The organism is Pseudomonas sp. JV449, from assembly GCF_032424295.1.
GTDB classification, from domain to species: Bacteria; Pseudomonadota; Gammaproteobacteria; order Pseudomonadales; family Pseudomonadaceae; genus Aquipseudomonas; species Aquipseudomonas marginalis.
The window spans coordinates 59,077-78,544 of the sequence record NZ_VYKD01000035.1 but is presented as its reverse complement, the minus strand read 5'-3'; the positions used below and the strand labels follow the sequence as shown (position 1 = coordinate 78,544).

The following is a 19,468-nucleotide window of genomic DNA, read 5'->3' as shown; positions in this document are numbered from 1 at the left end:
GGTATTTTTATGCACAGCGAATTGGACGTCTACGACCGCCGCATCCTGGCCCTGCTGCAAGAGGACGCCTCGCTGTCCAGCGCGCAGATCGCCGAACAGGTCGGACTGTCCCAGTCGCCGTGCTGGCGACGCATCCAGCGGCTCAAGGAGGAAGGAGTGATTCGCGGCCAGGTCACTCTGCTGGATCGCAAGAAGATCGGCCTGAATACGCAGATCTTTGCCGAGGTCAAACTCAACGCCCACGGCCGATCCAATTTCACCGAGTTCACCGACGCGATTCGTGGGTTTCCGGAAGTGCTGGAGTGCTATGTGCTGATGGGGGCGGTGGATTTTCTGCTGCGCATCGTGACGTCGGACATTGAGGCGTACGAGCGGTTTTTCTTCGAGAAGTTATCGATGGTGCCGGGGATTCAGGAGGTCAACTCGATCGTGGCGCTGTCCGAGATCAAGTCGACCACCAGCCTGCCAGTATTGCGCTGACAGGATCGGCCTCATCGGGGGCTAGGCCCCCGATGGCGATATTACAGGCGCAGCAGGGTCTTCCAGGCACGGTTCTGATACACCGCAATCGCCTGATGCATGCGCGCATCCAGCGACTCGTCGGTGATCGGCTGGTTGGCCAGTTGCGCCAGCTTGTTCAGCTCGCCGTACAAACGATCCAGTTCCGCAATGTCCACCACGTTACGCGCATGGTGCAGCCAGGCCTGGATGCGTTCGATGCGCGGCAGTTGCTCGGCCAGGTCTTCCGGTTGCTGCTGGTAGCGCGGCAGTTGCAGGGCGACGGCATCGTCGGCCAGCAGGCGCGGCAGCCAGTTGGTGATTTGCGCGGCGCCCTGGCGGTTGCCGCGCACGTTGCGGTCGGCAGTCCAGGTGCGGGCCATCAGCCAGCGTGACATGTTCAGCGAGAACAAGCCCCAGCGCACGTCGTCCAATTCTTCGGCAAACTGCTCGGGTGCGGCTTTGCGGATGTCTTCGTCGTCGTCACCGGCCTGGACCAGTGGGCGCCAGTCTTCCAGCAGTGCATCGAGTGCGCTGCGCAGTTCGCTGGTGGATTGACGCGGCGCGGCCTGGCCGAGGCTGCCGATCAGGGCGCGCAGTTCGCCGAGGTTTTCGACCCAGTCCTGCAGCAGACGCCAGTGGCCATTGAAGCGGTATTGCTCGGCCAGGCGCTGGCTGCTGCCGAGCAGGTGCCACATGATTGCGGCGAAGGCGTCGTCCAGCGGCATTTCGGCGTGGATCTGCGGCGCCGGCAGGCTCAGGGAGTAGCTGCTGGCGTCGTACAGGCGGTAGCCGCGCTCGGCCTTGCTGATGTCACACGGCATCAGTGCGAGGGTGGCGGCCAGCTCGGCGGCCAACTCCAGCAGCGCAGCCGGCTCGCCTTCGCGCAGTTCCAGTTCCAGCTCGCAGATTTCTTCTTTCTGCTTACCCACGACCACATGGCCCAGGTCCAGGGCGGCTTCGATCACCACCTTGGCCTTGCCACGGCCCCAGGCGATTTCTGCGCGCTCGCGCACGAAGTCGGTGGTGAAGATCGGCTTGAGGGTCTTTTTGTCCAGATCGGCCAGTTGCTCGGGCCAGCAGTCGCCGTCGAGTTTCTTCACGTCGAGCTTGGCCTTGGGCAGGTCCCAGTTGTACTCATTGCGTTCCGACAGGCCGGCGACGCTTTGGCCACGGGTCTTGAGGGTCTGGATAATGTCGTCACCGTCCTTGCGCAGGCGCAGGGCGACTTTGGCCTGGGCCAGGTCACGCTCGGGGGTGTCGAAGTACTGGTTCATCAACTCACGGCGTTCCCAGCCACTTTTGTTGCGTTTTTTCAGTAGCGGGTGCTCACGCAGCGCGGCGAGTGTTTCGCGGCTGACGCGGAGCTTGATTTCGGTTTCTTTCTGCATGGCCGGAAAATCCAGGATCGGGAGCGCAGCCGGGGAAAAGAGTGGCTGCCAAGGTCGTGCAGTGTACAGGACTGAGCCCGGCAACGCGCCGCAACGGTTTATTGTCTCGTGCAGATGCCTCTATAGTGGGGCTCATCCGGGAAGTTGGGAGACCGCGTATGCCGTTACCGTCCATGAAAGAGCAGTTCGCCGCGCTGATTGCCGCGCCTTCGGTGAGTTGCACCCAAGTGTCTCTCGACCAGACCAACCGCCCGGTGATCGATTTGCTCGCCGGTTGGTTGGGCGACCTGGGGTTCTCCATTGACATCCAACCGGTCAGCCCCGGCAAATTCAACCTGCTGGCCAGCTTTGGCACAGGCCCCGGCGGCCTGGTATTGGCCGGCCATAGCGACACCGTTCCTTATGACGCTGCGTTGTGGAAGACCGATCCGCTCAAGCTGACGGAAGTCGACGGCCGCTGGGTAGGATTGGGCAGTTGCGACATGAAGGGTTTTTTCGCGCTGGCGATTGAAGCGGTGTTGCCGCTGCTGGACCAACCGTTCAAGCAACCGTTGCTGATCCTCGCCACCTGCGATGAAGAAAGCTCCATGTCCGGTGCCCGGGCATTGGCCGAAGCCGGGCGCCCGTTGGGCCGCGCGGCGGTGATCGGTGAACCGACCGGCCTCAAGCCGATCCGCCTGCACAAAGGCGTGATGATGGAGCGTATCGACATTCTCGGCCAAAGCGGCCATTCGTCGGACCCAAGCCTGGGACACAGCGCCTTGGAAGCCATGCATGACGCCATCGGCGAGCTGCGCGGCCTGCGCCTGGCCTGGCAGCGCGAGTACCGCAACCCACAATTCAGCGTGCCGCAACCGACCATGAACTTCGGCTGTATCCATGGTGGCGACAACCCCAACCGTATCTGCGGCCAGTGCTCCCTGGAATTCGACCTGCGGCCCTTGCCGGGCATGGATCCCGAAGTGCTGCGTGCGGCTATCCGGCAAAAGCTCGAACCCCTGGCCGAGCGCCATAAGGTCAAGATCGACTACGCGCCGTTATTCCCCGCAGTGCCGCCGTTCGAGCAGGTCGAAGACGCCGAGTTGGTGCGGGTCGCGGAACGATTGACCGGGCATCGTGCCGAAGCAGTAGCGTTCGGCACCGAAGCGCCTTATCTTCAGCGCCTTGGTTGTGACACCCTGGTGCTCGGCCCTGGCGACATCGCCTGTGCCCATCAACCGGGCGAGTACCTCGAAATGTCACGCTTGACGCCTACAGTGCGTCTATTGCGGGAACTGATCGAACATTACTGCCTGAAACCTGCGTAAATTAACCCCTGTCCATTCGTACATAAGGAGAGCGAGCGTGTCGCCAAGCCTGTTCCGACGATAACCATCAGCCCGCTGTGCGTTTTCACGACTCATCCTTTTTCGGCTGCTTTTTATTACAGGCCCAGGTTCCATGCCCGACTACGTTAATTGGCTTCGTCACGCTTCGCCCTACATCAATGCCCACCGCGACTGCACCTTTGTGGTCATGTTGCCCGGCGACGGTGTGGATCATCCGAATTTCGGCAATATCGTCCACGACCTGGTGCTGCTCCACAGCCTGGGCGTGCGTCTGGTGCTGGTGCACGGTTCGCGCCCACAGATCGAAGCGCGCCTTGAAGCGCGCGGCCTGGTCCCGACTTACCATGAAGGCATGCGCATCACCGATGCCGCGACGCTGGAGTGTGTGATCGACGCGGTCGGCCACCTGCGTATCGCCATCGAAGCGCGCCTGTCGATGGACATGGCCTCGTCGCCGATGCAGGGCTCGCGCCTGCGGGTGGCCAGCGGCAACCTGGTGACGGCGCGGCCTATCGGTGTGCTTGACGGCGTGGATTACCACCACACCGGCGAAGTGCGCCGGGTCGATCGCAAGGGCATCAATCGCCTGCTGGATGAGCGCTCCATTGTGCTGCTGTCGCCCCTGGGCTATTCGCCGACGGGGGAGATCTTCAACCTGGCCTGCGAAGACGTCGCCACCCGCGCCGCCATCGACCTGGGGGCGGACAAGCTGCTGCTGTTCGGCGCTGATCTCGGCCTGATCGATGAAAATGGCCGCCTCGTCCGCGAACTGCGCCCGCAACAAGTACCGGCACACCTGCAACGCCTGGGCAGCAGCAACTACCAGTCCGAATTGCTCGATGCGGCGGCCGAGGCCTGTCGTGGCGGGGTAGGGCGCAGCCACATCGTCAGCTACGCCGAAGACGGCGCCTTGCTCACCGAACTGTTCACCCGCGATGGCGGCGGCACGCTGGTAGCCCAGGAGCAATTCGAACGGGTGCGCGAGGCGGCGATTGAAGACGTCGGCGGCTTGCTCGACCTGATCAGCCCCCTGGAAGAACAGGGCATCCTGGTGCGCCGTTCGCGGGAAGTGCTCGAGCGTGAGATCGAGCAGTTCAGCGTGGTGGAGCGCGAAGGCATGATCATCGCGTGTGCGGCGTTGTATCAGATCGCCGATTCGGACGCGGGTGAACTGGCTTGCCTGGCGGTGAACCCGGAGTACCGCCACGGCGGGCGGGGTGACGAGCTGCTGGAGCGTATCGAAACCCGTGCCCGGGCCCAGGGGTTGAAGACGCTGTTCGTACTTACCACGCGGACTGCCCACTGGTTCCGTGAGCGTGGCTTTGTGCCGAGCAGCGTGGATCGCCTGCCATCGGCACGGGCCTCGCTGTACAACTACCAGCGCAACTCGAAGATTTTCGAGAAGGCCTTGTAGAGCCCTACCCCCAAGTCACCGGGCAGGCTCGTGCAAGAGCCTGCCGTCACGCACGACTAAAGTTTAAGCATTCTTGATCTGACGCCGATAACAGGTGGACGGCTATGGATAGAGTGTGGACGCTCGCAACACCTGAACCTTCGAATGGGCGGCTTGGACAGCAAAAGAAACGATTAGTGACACAAAAACTGTAACAAATTGACGGGAGGATGTGCCTTTGGCCATGATGGCGTCGCCTTTTTGATCGTGGGTGACGTATGCAACAGCGCGGCCACACTAATCGATCTAAAAAAGCTCTAACAAATACCCTTTAGGAATTAGCGTGTGTGGCGAGTGGTCTATGCTGGCCTGCCCACGTCACGGAAAGTCTTATTCCTGAATCGTATGAAAAATAATGAAATAATTCTTTTTGGGTGTATGAAAAACTCATTACCCTGCAGGGACCAAATCAACGGTGGTTAGACGAAGGTAGTAGACACACAAGGTTACGATTGACTTGTCAGTCACTATCCGGTGCTAATCGCGCATCTGTGGATCGAGGGCGTCAGACCCGAGACCAAAGAAATACAAAAATTAGAAACGAGAGGAGCGGTACATGAAGAAGTCCACCTTGGCACTGTCTGTAGCTTTGGGCGTAATCGCTCAGCAAGCAGGCGCTGCCGGTTTCATCGAAGACAGCAAGGCCACACTGGGTCTGCGTAACTTCTACATCAACACTGATAACCGTGATGGCGCCCCTGGTGCCACCACCCGCAGCAAGAACGCCGAGTGGGGCCAAGGCTTCGATCTGCGTTTCATCTCGGGTTACACCCAAGGTACTGTTCAGTTCGGCGTTGATGCAATTGGCCTGTATGGCGTGCGTCTGGATTCAAGCCGTGCAGAACATGGTAACTACAGTGGCACCGCTTCCGGTGGCACCGTGTTCCCAAGTGACGGCAATACCGCTGTCAACGATTACGCCAGCCTGGGCGTGACCGGCAAGGTCAAGATCTCCCAAACCGAGCTGAAGCTGGGCACCCTGCAGCCTAAGCTGCCCGTTATCGTGACCAACGATGGTCGTCTGCTGCCGCAAACCTTCCAAGGTGGCCAGATCACTACCAACGACATCAAGGATTTGACCTTGGTTGCTGGTCAGATCGAGCATGCCAAGGGCCGTAACTCCAGCAACAACGAAGGCTTGTCGCTGGGCGGCGCCAACGGTAGCTCCAACTACAACACAGGCACTTTCGTTAACAAGTTCTACTATGCGGGTGGTGACTACAAAATCACCAAAGACCTGACTGCCCAGTACTACTACGGCAACCTGGAAGACTTCTACAAGCAGCACTTCCTCGGCCTGACGCACAACTGGGCAATCGGCCCGGGCGTTTTGAAGTCTGACCTGCGTTATTTCAACAGCTCTGACGATGGTAAAAACGGCAACACCCCTGCTTACTACACCAACGGTAACTACAACGGCTTCAACGCCGGCAAGGGTAAGGTCGACAACAACCTGTACAGCGGCCTGTTCCTGTACACCGTTGCCGGTCACACCTTCGGTGGTGGTTATCAGGTCAGCAACGGCAGCAGCGACTTCCCTTGGCTGAACCAGGGTGACGGTTCGTCGGCTTACCTGACGACCGACATGCAGATCCAAAAGTTCGCCCGTGCCGGCGAACGTACCTGGCAAGCTCGCTACGCGTATGACTTCGCCAAAGTTGGCGTACCTGGCCTGACGGCGGGTGTTGTTTACCTGAAAGGTAGCGACATCGACACTATCGCCAACAACAACGGTCGTGCTGAAACCACCGGCCAGTCCGAGTGGGAACGCGACATCACCGTTGCCTACGTGATTCCAGAAGGTCCGCTGAAAAACCTCGGCGTTGCCTGGAAAAACGCTATGTGGCGCACCGACCTGGCGAACACCCGTTCCCAGGACGAAAACCGCCTGATCGTCAGCTACTCGCTGCCACTGTTCTAGTAGCGTAAAGCTGTTGTAAGACTGTAAACCTTGCCCGGCGCACGCCGGGCAAGGTGTCTTGCTTTTCAAGTCGGGCTAAACCCCCGCAAGCCCTTCCTGAACCCCTCTTTGTACAGCGTCTCAAGGCCTTCTCGAACCTTGGAAACGATGTTGCGCCTCGCCCTTTCCCGCGTCCAATGAACAGATTTTTAATATTCCTTTATCGTCTAGATAAATCGATATTTATTCTTTTTAAATAATCCGCAATCCATGCACAGTGGGCTCCATAAGCACTCACCAGGAGCCACACCATGAGCCTAAGACTGGGCGATATCGCCCCCGACTTCGAACAGGATTCCAGCGCCGGCAAGATTCGTTTCCACGAATGGCTGGGCGACAGCTGGGGTGTGTTGTTTTCCCACCCGGCGGACTTTACCCCGGTGTGCACCACGGAGCTGGGCTTCACCGCCAAGCTCAAGGACGAGTTCGCCAAGCGCGGCGTCAAGGCCATCGCCCTGTCGGTGGACCCGGTGGACTCGCACCACAAGTGGATCGAAGACATCAACGAAACCCAGGCCACCGTCGTCAACTTCCCGATCCTGGCTGACGCCGACCGCAAGGTTTCGGACCTCTACGACCTGATCCACCCGAATGCCAGTGACACCCTCACCGTGCGTTCCTTGTTCGTGATCGACCCGCACAAGAAGATCCGCCTGACCATCACCTACCCGGCCAGCACCGGCCGTAACTTCCACGAAATCCTGCGGGTCATCGACTCGCTGCAACTGACCGACAACTACAAAGTCGCCACCCCCGCCAACTGGCAGGACGGTGATGAAGTGGTGATCGTGCCGTCGCTCAAGGATGAGGAAGAAATCAAGAAGCGCTTTCCGAAGGGGTATCGGGCGGTGAAGCCGTATTTGCGGCTTACTCCACAGCCTAATCGTTGAAACTGAATCACAGCAGGGGTTTTCAGGCCGTTTCTACGGCCTTTTTTTTCGCCTGGCGGTTTATAAATCTCATATGCATTTAAAGAATAAACAAATGAAAAAATAAGATTTATAGATATATTAATCTGCTGATAAGGTCTGTTCCATCTTGGCGCCATCGCCACACAGCGAACCGCCGGCACTTGCTCAAGGAATTCCTGCATGTTGGTCGTAACACTTGGAGGCAGTCCCAGCCAGCGTTCCCGCTCCGGGGTCTTGCTGGAAAAAACCCGTCAGTGGTTGCAAGACAAAGGCGTTGAAGTGGTGAGTTACCAGATACGGGACTTCCCGGCTGAAGACTTGCTGCATGCACGCTTCGACAGCCCCAAGGTCATTGACCTGCTGCAACAGGTGGCTAACGCGGATGGCCTGGTGATCGCCACGCCGGTGTACAAGGCTTCGTTCTCCGGGGCGTTGAAAACCGTGCTCGACCTGCTGCCCGAGCGCGCCCTGGCCCACAAGGTTGTGCTGCCGATGGCGACCGGCGGCAGCATCGCCCACATGCTGGCGGTGGATTACGCCCTGAAGCCGGTATTGTCGGCCCTCAAAGCCCAGGAGCTGCTCCACGGCATCTTTGCCGAAGACAGCCAGATCGCCTACGGCGAAGGCAGTGCCCAGGCACAACTGGTACCGGTCCTCGAACACCGTTTGCACGAGGCCCTGGAGACGCTTTATGGCGCCATGGCCCGTCGTCCGAAACCGTTGGACCCGCATGTGTTGAATGAACGTTTGTTGAGTGCTCGCTGGAGCATTTAAGTCAGCCTCACCGCTATATAGATGTACTCACCTTACTCAGCCGCCAACGGCCAAGCAGGTGCAGCCAACCCCCTCATCGCATTATTTGGAGAGAGCGCCATGCGCACTGTCATCTTGCGTCGTGGTCTGGTCGCACTGTTTGCTGCGGCTGTGTCCTTCGGCGCCATTGTTCAGGCTCAAGCTGCCGAGACCCTGCGGATCGGTTACCAGAAATACGGCACCCTGGTGCTGCTAAAGGCCAAGGGTACCCTGGAAAAACGCCTGGCCGCCCAAGGTGTGCAGGTGCAATGGACCGAGTTTCCCGGCGGTCCGCAACTGCTCGAAGGCCTGAACGTGGGTTCCATCGACTTCGGTGTCACCGGCGAAACCCCGCCGGTCTTCGCCCAGGCCGCCGGTGCCGACCTGCTCTACGTGGCCTACGAGCCGCCAGCGCCCACCAGCGAAGCGATCCTGGTGCCGAAAGACTCGACGATCAAATCGGTGGCCGAGCTCAAGGGCAAGAAAATCGTGCTCAACAAAGGCTCCAACGTGCACTACCTGCTGGTGCGTGCCCTGGAAGACGCCGGCCTGAAATACACCGACGTGCAGACCGTGTTCCTGCCGCCCGCCGATGCCCGTGCCGCCTTCGAGCGTGGCAGCGTGGATGCGTGGGTGATCTGGGACCCGTACCAGGCCGCCGCCGAGAAGCAACTGCAAGCGCGCACCCTGCGTGACGGCACCGGCATCGCCGACAACCACCAGTTCTACCTGGCCACCAAGCCGTACGCCGAAAAACACCCTGAAGTGGTCAAGGCGCTGATCGAAGAAGTGCGCGCGGTGGGCGAGTGGTCCAAGGCCAACCCCCAGGAAGTGACCGAACAGGTCGCGCCGCTGCTGGGCCTGCCGGCAGACATCACCCTGACCTCGGTAAAACGCCAGGGCTACGGCGCGCTGTTCCTGACCCCGGAAGTGGTGGCGGCCCAGCAGAAAATCGCCGATAGCTTCTACCAACTCAAATTGATCCCCAAGCCCTTGAACATCAAGGACGTGATCTGGACGCCACCGGCTGCCGTGGCTAAAGCGCCGTAATCCGATTTCTTCAGGAGACAACTCCATGAGCCTCACTATTTTCTGGTTCCTGCCTACCCACGGCGACGGCCATTACCTTGGCACCGCCGAAGGCGCTCGCGCCGTTGATCACGGTTATCTGCAGCAAGTGGCCCAGGCCGCTGACCGCCTGGGATTCGGCGGGGTACTGATCCCCACCGGCCGTTCCTGCGAAGACTCCTGGCTGGTGGCCGCCTCGCTGATCCCGGTGACCCAGCGTTTGAAATTCCTTGTCGCGCTGCGCCCCGGGATCATTTCCCCGACGGTGGCCGCGCGTCAGGCCGCGACCCTGGATCGCCTGTCCGGCGGCCGTGCGTTGTTCAACCTGGTAACCGGTGGTGACCCGGAAGAGCTGGCCGGCGATGGCTTGTTCCTCAGTCACGAGGAGCGTTATCAGGCTTCGGTGGAATTCACCCGCATCTGGCGTCGTGTGCTGGAAGGCGAAACCGTGGACTACGACGGCGAGCACATCAGCGTCAAAGGCGCCAAGTTGCTCTACCCGCCGATCCAGCAACCGCGCCCGCCGCTGTACTTCGGTGGTTCATCCGAAGCGGCTCAGGACCTCGCCGCCGAACAAGTGGAGATGGTGCTGACCTGGGGCGAGCCACCGGCTGCAGTCGCCGAGAAGATCGAGCAGGTGCGGGCCAAGGCGGCGAAACTCGGGCGCACCGTGCGCTTCGGCATTCGTCTGCATGTGATCGTGCGCGAAACCAACGAAGAAGCCTGGAAAGCCGCCGACAAACTGATCTCCCATCTCGACGACGCCACCATCGCCCGTGCCCAGGCTTCCCTGGCGCGCTTCGATTCCGTCGGCCAGCAGCGCATGGCGGCCTTGCATGGCGGCAACCGCGACAACCTGGAAGTCAGCCCCAACCTGTGGGCCGGCGTCGGCCTGGTGCGTGGCGGTGCGGGCACCGCGCTGGTGGGCGATGGCCCGACGGTTGCAGAACGGGTCAAGGAGTACGCCGCGCTGGGCATCGACACCTTTATCTTCTCCGGTTATCCACACCTGGAAGAGTCCTATCGGGTCGCCGAGCTGCTGTTCCCGCACCTGGATATCGAACGTCCGGAGTTGCCGAAAAGCGCCGGTTACGTGAGCCCGTTCGGTGAGATGGTCGCCAACGATATCCTTCCCAAAGCTGCGTCACAGAGCTGAGGCGGCGCCATGACTTTTGAAAAATTGAGCCATCGCGTGGCGCCCTGGGTGCTGCCGATTCTATTGCTGGCGGTGTGGCAGTTGTCGGTGTCGGCGGGCTGGTTGTCGACACGCATCCTGCCGGCGCCCAGTGCGGTGATTGAGGCTGGGGTCAACCTGGTGCGCAGCGGCGAAATCTGGACGCACCTGGCCATCAGTGGCTGGCGTGCCGGCCTGGGCTTTGTGATCGGTGGCAGCATCGGCCTGGCGCTGGGGTTTATCACCGGCCTGTCGACGTGGGGCGAACGCCTGCTTGACAGCTCGGTGCAGATGATCCGCAACGTGCCGCACCTGGCGCTGATTCCGCTGGTGATCCTATGGTTTGGCATCGACGAGACCGCGAAGATTTTCCTGGTCGCCCTCGGCACGCTGTTCCCGATCTACCTCAACACCTACCACGGCATCCGCAACGTCGACCCGGCGCTGGTAGAAATGTCGCGCAGCTATGGCTTGTCCGGTTTCAGCCTGTTCTGGCAAGTGATCCTGCCGGGCGCGCTGCCATCGATCCTGGTGGGCGTGCGCTTTGCCCTGGGCTTTATGTGGCTGACGCTGATCGTGGCGGAAACCATTTCCGCCAGCTCGGGTATCGGCTACCTGGCGATGAACGCCCGCGAATTCCTGCAAACCGACGTGGTGGTGTTGGCCATCGTGATGTACGCCATCCTCGGCAAGCTGGCCGACCTGGCCGCTCGCGGTCTGGAGCGTGTATGGCTGCGCTGGCACCCGGCTTACCAAGTGAATAAAGGCGGTGCGGCATGACGGCTCAACAACCTCCGCGCCTGCTGAAGGGGATTCCCCTGGCGGTGCGCAAATTGCGCAAGGCCTTCGGCGCGCGGGAAGTGCTCAAGGAAATCGACCTGCACATTCCGGCGGGACAGTTCGTGGCCGTGGTCGGTCGCAGTGGCTGCGGAAAAAGTACCTTGCTGCGCCTGTTGGCCGGCCTGGACAAAGCCAGCGGCGGCGAGCTGCTGGCCGGTTCGGCGCCGCTGAGCGAGGCGATTGAAGATACGCGCTTGATGTTCCAGGAAGCGCGCCTGCTGCCGTGGAAAAAGATCATCGACAACGTCGGCCTGGGCCTCAAAGGCAACTGGCGCCCTAAAGCCTTGGACGCCCTGGAAGCGGTCGGCCTGGCCGAGCGCGCCAATGAGTGGCCGGCGGCCTTGTCCGGTGGCCAGAAGCAGCGTGTGGCCCTGGCCCGCGCCTTGATTCACCAGCCACGCCTGCTGCTGCTCGACGAACCGCTGGGCGCCCTGGACGCCCTCACCCGTATCGAGATGCAGCAACTGATCGAAAACCTCTGGCAAAAACACGGTTTCACCGTGTTGCTGGTGACCCATGACGTCAGCGAAGCCGTGGCCATTGCCGACCGGGTGATCCTGATCGAAGACGGCGAAATCGGCCTCGACCTGATCGTCGACCTGCCGCGCCCACGGGCCCGAGGTTCACATCGCCTGGCGGCGTTGGAAGCCGAAGTGCTCAACCGTGTGCTGTCGTTGCCCGGCACACCGCCGGAACCCGAACCTGTTTCACCGCTGCCTACGCAACTGCGTTGGGCTCAATAACTCACTTGTCCTACGAAGGAAGTACACCATGACTATTAAAGCCATCAACGTGCGTAACCAGTTCAAAGGCACCATCAAGGAAATCGTCGTCGGCGACGTGCTGTCGGAAATCGACGTGCAGACTGCATCCGGTATCGTCACGTCCGTGATCACTACTCGCTCGGTCAAAGAGCTGGAACTGGTGATTGGCAGCGAAGTGATTGCCTTTGTGAAGTCGACTGAGGTGTCGATCGCCAAGTTGTGATTTGCGTCGCTCTTGAGGCCGTCATCGGGGGCTTGCCCCCGATGAGGCCAGTCCGGCCAGCACAAAACTCAGCGCTTGGGCAGGTAAGCCGGCAAATACAGCCCCACATACGCATCAAAAACCCGCATCCCTTCCTCCGCCATACGCGGCGTAATCAGCCCATGCTGATGCACCGAACGCGCATACACGCGATCACTCAATTCCAACGCCAGCGCAAACACATCCACATCGGTTGGCAAGCTCGGCACTTCAAAGTGGCGGTCGAACACCTCCAGCATCAAATCCCCCAACTCCAGATCATGCTGGCGGTCCGCCTGGGTCACTTCGGTCAGCCCGTGCTGGGCCAGGATCAACTGGCGCGCGGCGGCGTCGTTGCTGTAGATGGTCAGCATGCGCTGTTCGACGATGTAGGACAGGTCGCGCCAATGCTTGAGTGAATCATGCTCGATGGGGGCCTGGATGGCGCAGCGGAAGGCTGCATGTATATCGGCGGTCAGTGCCTCCAGTAGCGCCGGCACACTGGCGAAAAAGTGATACACCGACGACGGCGGAATCTGCGCGCGCTCGGCCACGCTGTAGATCGACAAACTCGCCACGCCTTCGGCGGCCAGCAAGGTGCGGGCGGCATCGAGAATCGCGTCGATCCGTGCCTGGCTGCGGGCGCGGGGTTTGCGAGGGGCGGCGGGGCGGGTGGGCATGGAAGTCTCCTACAAGGCAGCGGGCATTGTACGCAGAGCCTGGGGATGATCCATACCGCTTGTTGTGGTGAGCGGGCTTGCCCCGCGCTGGGCTGCGAAGCGGCCCCAATAAAAACGCCGCATTCTGACAGGCAGAATGCGGCGTCTGGTTTTAGGGCGGCTTCGCCACCCAGCGCGGGACAAGCCCGCTCACCACATTTAATGCAGCCGTCGTTTAGACGGTATGCAGGTACCAGTTGTACTCAAGGTCGGAGATGGAGTGTTCGAACTCTTCCAGCTCACTTTCCTTACAGGCGACGAAGATATCGATGTATTTAGGATCGATGTACTTGGCCATCACCTCGCTGTCGTCCAACTCGCGCAGGGCATCGCGCAGGTTGTTCGGCAGGCTCTGTTCGTTCTGCTCGTAGCTGTTGCCTTCCACGGGTGCGCTCGGTTCGATCTTGTTGGTCAGGCCGTGGTGCACGCCTGCCAGGACCGAAGCCATCAGCAGGTAAGGGTTGGCGTCGGCACCGGCCACACGGTGTTCGATACGTACGGCGTCGGACGAGCCGGTCGGTACGCGAATCGCCACGGTGCGGTTGTCCAGGCCCCAGCACGGCGAGTTCGGCACGTAGAACTGTGCGCCGAAACGACGGTAGGAGTTGACGTTAGGGCACAGGAACGCCATTTGGGCGGGTAGGGTCTCGAGCACACCGCCGATCGCGTGACGCAATGCGGCGTTCTGCTCGGGATCCTCGCTGGCAAAGATGTTCTTGCCGTCCTTGTCCAGGATCGAGATGTGTACGTGCAAACCGTTGCCAGCCTGGCCTGGGTAAGGCTTGGCCATGAAGGTGGTGTCCATCTCATGGTCGTAGGCGATGTTCTTGATCAGGCGCTTGAGCAACACTGCGTAGTCGCAGGCCTTGATCGGGTCGGCCACGTGGTGCAGGTTCACTTCGAACTGCGCCGGGGCACTTTCCTTGACGATGGCGTCGGCCGGGATGCCTTGCTCTTTGGCACCTTCCAGGATGTCCTGGAGGCAATCGACGTATTCGTCGAGGTCGTCGATCAGGTAGACCTGTGTCGAGTGCGGGCGTTTGCCGGAGATCGGCGAGCGGGGCGGTTGTGGGCGGCCGTTCACGTTCTCCTGGTCGATCAGGTAGAACTCAAGCTCGAAGGCGGCGCAGATGGTCAGACCGAGGTCGTCAAACTTGCTTACAACTTGGCGGAGCACTTCGCGCGGATCGGCGAAGAAAGGTTCACCTTCAAGTTCGTGCATGGTCATCAGCAATTGCGCGGTAGGGCGCTTTTGCCAAGGTTCATTGCACAGGGTGTCAGGGATCGGATAACAGATTCGGTCAGCATCACCGATGTCCAGGCCCAGGCCGGTGCTTTCCACCGTCGAGCCATTGATATCCAGGGCAAATAAAGAGGCAGGCAGGTTAATGCCCTTCTCGTAAACCTTGTGGAGGCTGGTGCGTTCGATGCGCTTACCGCGCACCACACCATTCATATCCGCAATTAGAAGGTCTACGTACAGAACCTCAGGATGATCCTTAAGGAACGCGTTCGCTTCGTTAAGCTGAACGGCACGCGGGGGTACCGACATGATGCAACACCTTTGTTGTTAAAAATATCAATCATTGATCTTTTCTGGTTTCAGTCAACCCGAACGGCATGCCGAAGTCAAGCGAGGCCTTTTTTGCCCTAAAAAAGCGCCGTGACCGCACTTTTGGGGCTTTTTGGGGCGGTTTTTTCGGTTTGACCGGCTTGGGACTCGCAGGCTTGAGCGGGCCGTGTTGTATTTTTTACGGGGGTGTTGTGTAAAAAAATGAACAAGGCTAAGCTCGATTCAAACCCATAACAGCAATAATACCGGGGTGCTTCATGTCTCGCCTGCCGCCACTCGGCGTCTCAGCCTGCTTCAGCCAGGCTTTGTCCGCAGTCCGTTCGTCCCGCGTGAATGCCCACGCACCGGCCAATATTCTTGACGGCCCATCCGCTCTCTTTTTTGCCTCCTCGACTGTCACTGACCGGCTCCCCTCTGCGCGGCCGCTCATGATTCTGCACGACTTTGGCTTGAGGAATGCAACGCTGCAGCAAATGGCAGGTAAGCTCCTACCCTGAACGAAAAAACGACGCGGATGCTGCGTCAACCAACGCCTGGCCTTTAATGGATGCCAGGAAACCCAGCCCAGAGGCATTTATGAGTAACAACCTCGACCAGCTCACCGATTGGTTGAAAGACCACAAGATCACAGAAGTCGAATGCATGATTGGCGACCTGACCGGTATCACCCGGGGCAAGATCTCGCCGACCAACAAGTTCATCGCCGAAAAAGGCATGCGCCTGCCCGAGAGCGTTCTGTTGCAGACCGTGACCGGCGACTATGTCGAAGACGACATCTATTACGAATTGCTCGACCCGGCAGACATCGACATGATCTGCCGCCCCGACCAGAACGCGGTGTTCCTGGTGCCCTGGGCCATCGAGCCGACCGCCCAGGTGATCCACGACACCTACGACAAGCAAGGCAACCCGATCGAGCTGTCGCCGCGCAACGTGCTCAAGAAAGTCCTCAAGCTCTACGCCGACAAAGGCTGGCAGCCCATCGTGGCGCCGGAGATGGAGTTCTACCTGACCAAACGCTGCGAAGACCCGGACTTCCCGCTGCAACCGCCGATCGGTCGGTCCGGGCGCCCGGAGACCGGCCGCCAGTCCTTCTCTATAGAAGCCGCCAACGAATTCGACCCGCTGTTCGAAGACGTCTACGACTGGTGCGAGCTGCAGGAGCTGGACCTCGACACCCTGATCCATGAAGACGGCACGGCCCAGATGGAAATCAACTTCCGTCACGGCGATGCCCTGTCCCTGGCCGACCAGATCCTGGTGTTCAAGCGCACCATGCGTGAAGCCGCGCTCAAGCACGACGTGGCGGCCACCTTCATGGCCAAGCCGATGACCGGCGAGCCCGGCAGCGCCATGCACCTGCACCAGAGCATCATCGACATCGCCACCGGCAAGAACGTCTTCTCCAATGAAGACGGGACCATGAGCCAGCTGTTCCTCAACCACATTGGCGGCCTGCAGAAGTTCATCCCTGAGTTGCTGCCGCTGTTTGCCCCCAACGTGAACTCGTTCCGTCGCTTCCTGCCGGACACCTCGGCGCCGGTGAACGTGGAGTGGGGCGAAGAAAACCGCACCGTCGGCCTGCGCGTACCGGATGCCGGCCCGCAGAACCGTCGCGTGGAAAACCGCCTGCCGGGCGCCGACGCCAACCCGTACCTGGCGATTGCCGCCAGCCTGCTGTGTGGCTACATCGGCATGGTCGAAGGCCATAACCCCAGCGCCCCGGTAGTGGGTCGTGGTTACGAGCGACGCAACCTGCGCCTGCCGTTGACCATTGAAGACGCCCTGGAACGCATGGAAAACAGCAAGACCATCGAAAAATACCTGGGTCAGAAATTCATCACAGGGTATGTCGCGGTCAAGCGGGCCGAGCATGAAAACTTCAAGCGCGTGATCAGTTCGTGGGAGCGGGAATTCCTGCTCTTCGCCGTCTGATGCGCCGGGCGCGCCCGTCACACGGCGCGCCCCTCACTGAAAAGTCTAGGAGATTGGTATGTCCAGCAACAACCCGCAAACCCGCGAATGGCAAGCCTTGAGCAGTGATCACCACCTGGCGCCGTTCAGCGACTTCAAGCAATTGAAAGAGAAAGGCCCACGGATCATCACCAAAGCCCACGGCGTGTACTTGTGGGACAGCGAAGGCAACAAGATCCTCGACGGCATGGCCGGCCTGTGGTGCGTGGCGATCGGTTACGGTCGCGATGAACTGGCCGACGCCGCCGCCAGGCAAATGAAAGAACTGCCGTACTACAACCTGTTCTTCCAGACCGCTCACCCGCCGGTGCTGGAGCTGGCCAAGGCGATTTCCGACATCGCGCCTGCCGGCATGAACCACGTGTTCTTCACCGGCTCCGGCTCCGAAGGCAACGACACTATGTTGCGCATGGTCCGCCACTATTGGGCGATCAAGGGCCAGCCGAACAAGAAAACCATCATCAGCCGCAAGAATGGCTACCACGGCTCCACCGTGGCTGGTGCCAGCCTGGGCGGCATGACCTATATGCATGAACAGGGCGACTTGCCGATCCCGGGCATCGTCCATATCGCCCAGCCGTACTGGTTCGGCGAAGGCGGCGACATGAGCCCCGAAGAGTTCGGGGTCTGGGCCGCCAACCAACTGGAAGAGAAGATCCTGGAACTGGGCGTGGACAATGTCGGTGCCTTTATTGCCGAGCCGATCCAGGGCGCCGGTGGCGTGATCGTGCCGCCGGACAGCTACTGGCCGCGCATCAAGGAAATCCTCGCCAAGTACGACATCCTGTTTGTGGCCGACGAAGTGATTTGCGGTTTCGGCCGTACCGGTGAGTGGTTCGGTAGCGATTTCTACGACCTCAAGCCCCACATGATGACCATCGCCAAGGGCCTGACCTCGGGCTACATCCCCATGGGCGGCCTGATCGTGCGCGACGACGTGGTGGCCGTGCTCAACGAAGGCGGTGATTTCAACCACGGTTTCACCTACTCCGGTCACCCGGTGGCGGCGGCCGTGGCCCTGGAAAACATCCGCATCATGCGCGATGAAACAATCGTTAACCGCGTCCACGACGAAACGGCACCGTATTTGCAGAAACGTCTGCGGGAGCTGGCGGATCACCCGTTGGTGGGTGAGGTGCGCGGTGTCGGCATGCTCGGTGCAATTGAGCTGGTTCAGGACAAGGCGACGCGCAAGCGTTACGAGGGCCGTGGTGTCGGCATGATCTGCCGAACCTTCTGCTTCGAGAATGGCCTGATCATGCGCGCCGTGGGCGACACCATGATCATTTCGCCGCCTCTGGTGATCAGCAAGGCTGAAATCGACGAGCTGGTGACCAAGGCTCGTCATTGCCTGGACCTGACTTTGGCGGCATTGCAGGGCTAAGTGCTAGGCTCAGTGCGCAGCGCACCGGGCAGTTATAAATCCAGGGGCTTTGGTTGAAAGCCGGCCCCTGAACTTGCCAGACTGTCGCCCTGTTTTGCTGCCCTCTGGAAGGGTCGCTGAACATAAAAGAACGTGGCCCAAAAAAGAAAAATTGGAGCATCACCAAATGAAGGCATTAGGTTTGAAGAACGCTGGCAAGACCCTCCTCGCCTTGTCCCTGATGGGCGCAATGGCGGGCGCGGTCCAGGCAGACGATAAAGTGCTGCACGTCTACAACTGGTCCGACTACATTGCACCGGACACCATCGCCAACTTTGAAAAAGAGTCGGGCATCAAGGTGGTGTACGACGTTTTTGACAGCAACGAGACACTTGAAGCCAAGCTGCTGGCAGGCAAGTCCGGCTACGACATCGTCGTACCGTCGAACAACTTCCTCGCCAAGCAGATCAAGGCCGGTGTCTACCAGGAGCTGGACAAGTCCAAGCTGCCCAACTACGGCAACCTGAACACCTCCCTGCTTAAAGCCGTGTCGGTCAGCGACCCGGACAACAAGCACGCTTTCCCGTACATGTGGGGTTCGATCGGCATCGGCTACAACCCGGACAAGGTCAAGGCCGCGCTGGGCGTGGACAAGATCGATTCGTGGGACGTGCTGCTCAAGCCTGAAAACATCGCCAAGCTCAAAAGCTGCGGCGTGAGCTTCCTCGACTCGCCGACCGAAATGCTGCCGATCGCGCTGCATTACCTGGGCCTGCCAACCGACAGCCAGAAGAAGGCCGACCTCAAGCAAGCCGAAGACCTGTTCCTGAAAATCCGTCCTTCGATTGGCTACTTCCACTCGTCCAAGTACATCTCCGACCTGGCCAACGGCAACATCTGCGTAGCCGTGGGTTACTCGGGTGACATCCAGCAGGCCAAGTCCCGTGCGGCTGAAGCCGGTGGCAAGGTCAAGGTGGCCTACGACATTCCGAAAGAAGGTGCCGGTAGCTTCTTCGACATGGTCGCCATCCCTAAAGATGCCGAAAACGTCGACGCCGCTTATAAGTTCATGAACTACCTGCTCAAGCCGGAAGTCATGGCTTCGATCACCAACAGCGTGCGTTTCCCGAACGGTAACGAGAAGGCCACCGCACTGGTCGACAAAGACATCACCAATGACCCGGGCATCTACCCGCCAGCGGATGTGCAAGCCAAGCTCTACGCCATTGCGGACTTGCCGGCTGCCACCCAGCGTGAAATGACACGCAGCTGGACCAAGATCAAATCCGGTAAATAAACCGGCCTTCATTAACCACCGCGCGCCCCGCGGTGGTTAATGAAACAAATAAATGACAGAAAGTTTTGCCGGATCGGTTTATCGAGGGTAAGTTGCGCGCCGGTTTTGTTGCCGGGCAACAA

General features: G+C 60.0%; 17 protein-coding genes. 14 read left to right on the top strand and 3 right to left on the bottom strand.

Annotated features, from left to right (window positions below; genetic code table 11):
- The first annotated feature begins 9 nt into the window (after positions 1-9).
- The gene (locus F6S08_RS30750) at positions 10-480 is read left to right on the top strand and encodes an Lrp/AsnC family transcriptional regulator (protein ID WP_033897555.1); all 471 of its coding nucleotides are present in this window, start codon (positions 10-12) and stop codon (positions 478-480) included.
- Between the two features lie 41 nt (positions 481-521).
- Here F6S08_RS30750 and F6S08_RS30745 read toward each other — a convergent pair whose 3' ends face one another.
- Positions 522-1,889 carry an inorganic triphosphatase gene (locus F6S08_RS30745; RefSeq protein ID WP_315872729.1) on the bottom strand — a complete coding sequence of 456 codons (1,368 nt, stop codon included), beginning with the start codon at positions 1,887-1,889 and terminating at the stop codon, positions 522-524.
- 158 nt (positions 1,890-2,047) lie between these two features.
- Here F6S08_RS30745 and argE point away from each other — a divergent pair, with 158 nt between their 5' ends.
- The 10 genes from argE (at position 2,048) to F6S08_RS30695 (ending at position 12,402) form a co-directional block, all read left to right on the top strand.
- Positions 2,048-3,196 (top strand): acetylornithine deacetylase, encoded by a 1,149-nt coding sequence (argE, locus tag F6S08_RS30740; RefSeq protein WP_074847916.1) that lies wholly within the window; start codon positions 2,048-2,050, stop codon positions 3,194-3,196.
- Positions 3,197-3,329: 133 nt separating this feature from the next.
- Positions 3,330-4,631, top strand: coding sequence for an amino-acid N-acetyltransferase (argA, locus tag F6S08_RS30735; RefSeq protein WP_065926633.1), 1,302 nt, complete (start codon positions 3,330-3,332; stop codon positions 4,629-4,631).
- Positions 4,632-5,226: 595 nt separating this feature from the next.
- On the top strand, positions 5,227-6,591 hold the full coding sequence (locus tag F6S08_RS30730; protein WP_065948767.1) for an OprD family porin: 1,365 nt from the start codon (positions 5,227-5,229) through the stop codon (positions 6,589-6,591).
- A gap of 290 nt (positions 6,592-6,881) precedes the next feature.
- Entirely contained in the window at positions 6,882-7,520 is a 639-nt protein-coding gene (locus F6S08_RS30725) for a peroxiredoxin (protein WP_065948768.1), read from the top strand.
- A gap of 201 nt (positions 7,521-7,721) precedes the next feature.
- On the top strand, positions 7,722-8,315 hold the full coding sequence (gene ssuE, locus F6S08_RS30720; RefSeq protein WP_027608396.1) for an NADPH-dependent FMN reductase: 594 nt from the start codon (positions 7,722-7,724) through the stop codon (positions 8,313-8,315).
- 99 nt (positions 8,316-8,414) lie between these two features.
- The gene (locus tag F6S08_RS30715; protein ID WP_065948769.1) at positions 8,415-9,383 is read left to right on the top strand and encodes a sulfonate ABC transporter substrate-binding protein; all 969 of its coding nucleotides are present in this window, start codon (positions 8,415-8,417) and stop codon (positions 9,381-9,383) included.
- Between the two features lie 25 nt (positions 9,384-9,408).
- On the top strand, positions 9,409-10,557 hold the full coding sequence (ssuD, locus tag F6S08_RS30710) for an FMNH2-dependent alkanesulfonate monooxygenase (RefSeq protein ID WP_315872728.1): 1,149 nt from the start codon (positions 9,409-9,411) through the stop codon (positions 10,555-10,557).
- A gap of 9 nt (positions 10,558-10,566) precedes the next feature.
- Complete coding sequence (gene ssuC, locus F6S08_RS30705) at positions 10,567-11,355, top strand: aliphatic sulfonate ABC transporter permease SsuC (RefSeq protein ID WP_065924365.1); 789 nt, start codon at positions 10,567-10,569, stop codon at positions 11,353-11,355.
- Complete coding sequence (gene ssuB / locus F6S08_RS30700; protein ID WP_315872727.1) at positions 11,352-12,158, top strand: aliphatic sulfonates ABC transporter ATP-binding protein; 807 nt, start codon at positions 11,352-11,354, stop codon at positions 12,156-12,158. Before ssuC ends, ssuB begins: the two co-directional genes overlap by 4 nt.
- A 28-nt stretch (positions 12,159-12,186) precedes the next feature.
- Entirely contained in the window at positions 12,187-12,402 is a 216-nt protein-coding gene (locus F6S08_RS30695) for a molybdopterin-binding protein (RefSeq protein ID WP_003176783.1), read from the top strand.
- Between the two features lie 68 nt (positions 12,403-12,470).
- Here F6S08_RS30695 and F6S08_RS30690 read toward each other — a convergent pair whose 3' ends face one another.
- Both F6S08_RS30690 and F6S08_RS30685 read right to left on the bottom strand, forming a co-directional pair.
- Positions 12,471-13,100 (bottom strand): TetR/AcrR family transcriptional regulator, encoded by a 630-nt coding sequence (locus F6S08_RS30690; protein WP_065924363.1) that lies wholly within the window; start codon positions 13,098-13,100, stop codon positions 12,471-12,473.
- A 214-nt stretch (positions 13,101-13,314) separates the two neighbouring features.
- Positions 13,315-14,691: a glutamine synthetase family protein gene (locus F6S08_RS30685; protein ID WP_145157896.1), complete on the bottom strand. Its 1,377-nt coding sequence runs from the start codon at positions 14,689-14,691 to the stop codon at positions 13,315-13,317.
- Positions 14,692-15,288: 597 nt separating this feature from the next.
- Between F6S08_RS30685 and F6S08_RS30680 the strand changes: the two genes are divergently transcribed.
- From F6S08_RS30680 to F6S08_RS30670, 3 genes are all read left to right on the top strand, one after another.
- Positions 15,289-16,647, top strand: coding sequence for a glutamine synthetase family protein (locus F6S08_RS30680; RefSeq protein WP_003176780.1), 1,359 nt, complete (start codon positions 15,289-15,291; stop codon positions 16,645-16,647).
- Positions 16,648-16,705: 58 nt separating this feature from the next.
- Complete coding sequence (locus tag F6S08_RS30675) at positions 16,706-18,070, top strand: aspartate aminotransferase family protein (RefSeq protein ID WP_065924362.1); 1,365 nt, start codon at positions 16,706-16,708, stop codon at positions 18,068-18,070.
- A 181-nt stretch (positions 18,071-18,251) separates the two neighbouring features.
- On the top strand, positions 18,252-19,346 hold the full coding sequence (locus tag F6S08_RS30670; protein ID WP_065948787.1) for a polyamine ABC transporter substrate-binding protein: 1,095 nt from the start codon (positions 18,252-18,254) through the stop codon (positions 19,344-19,346).
- Positions 19,347-19,468: the final 122 nt, after the last annotated feature.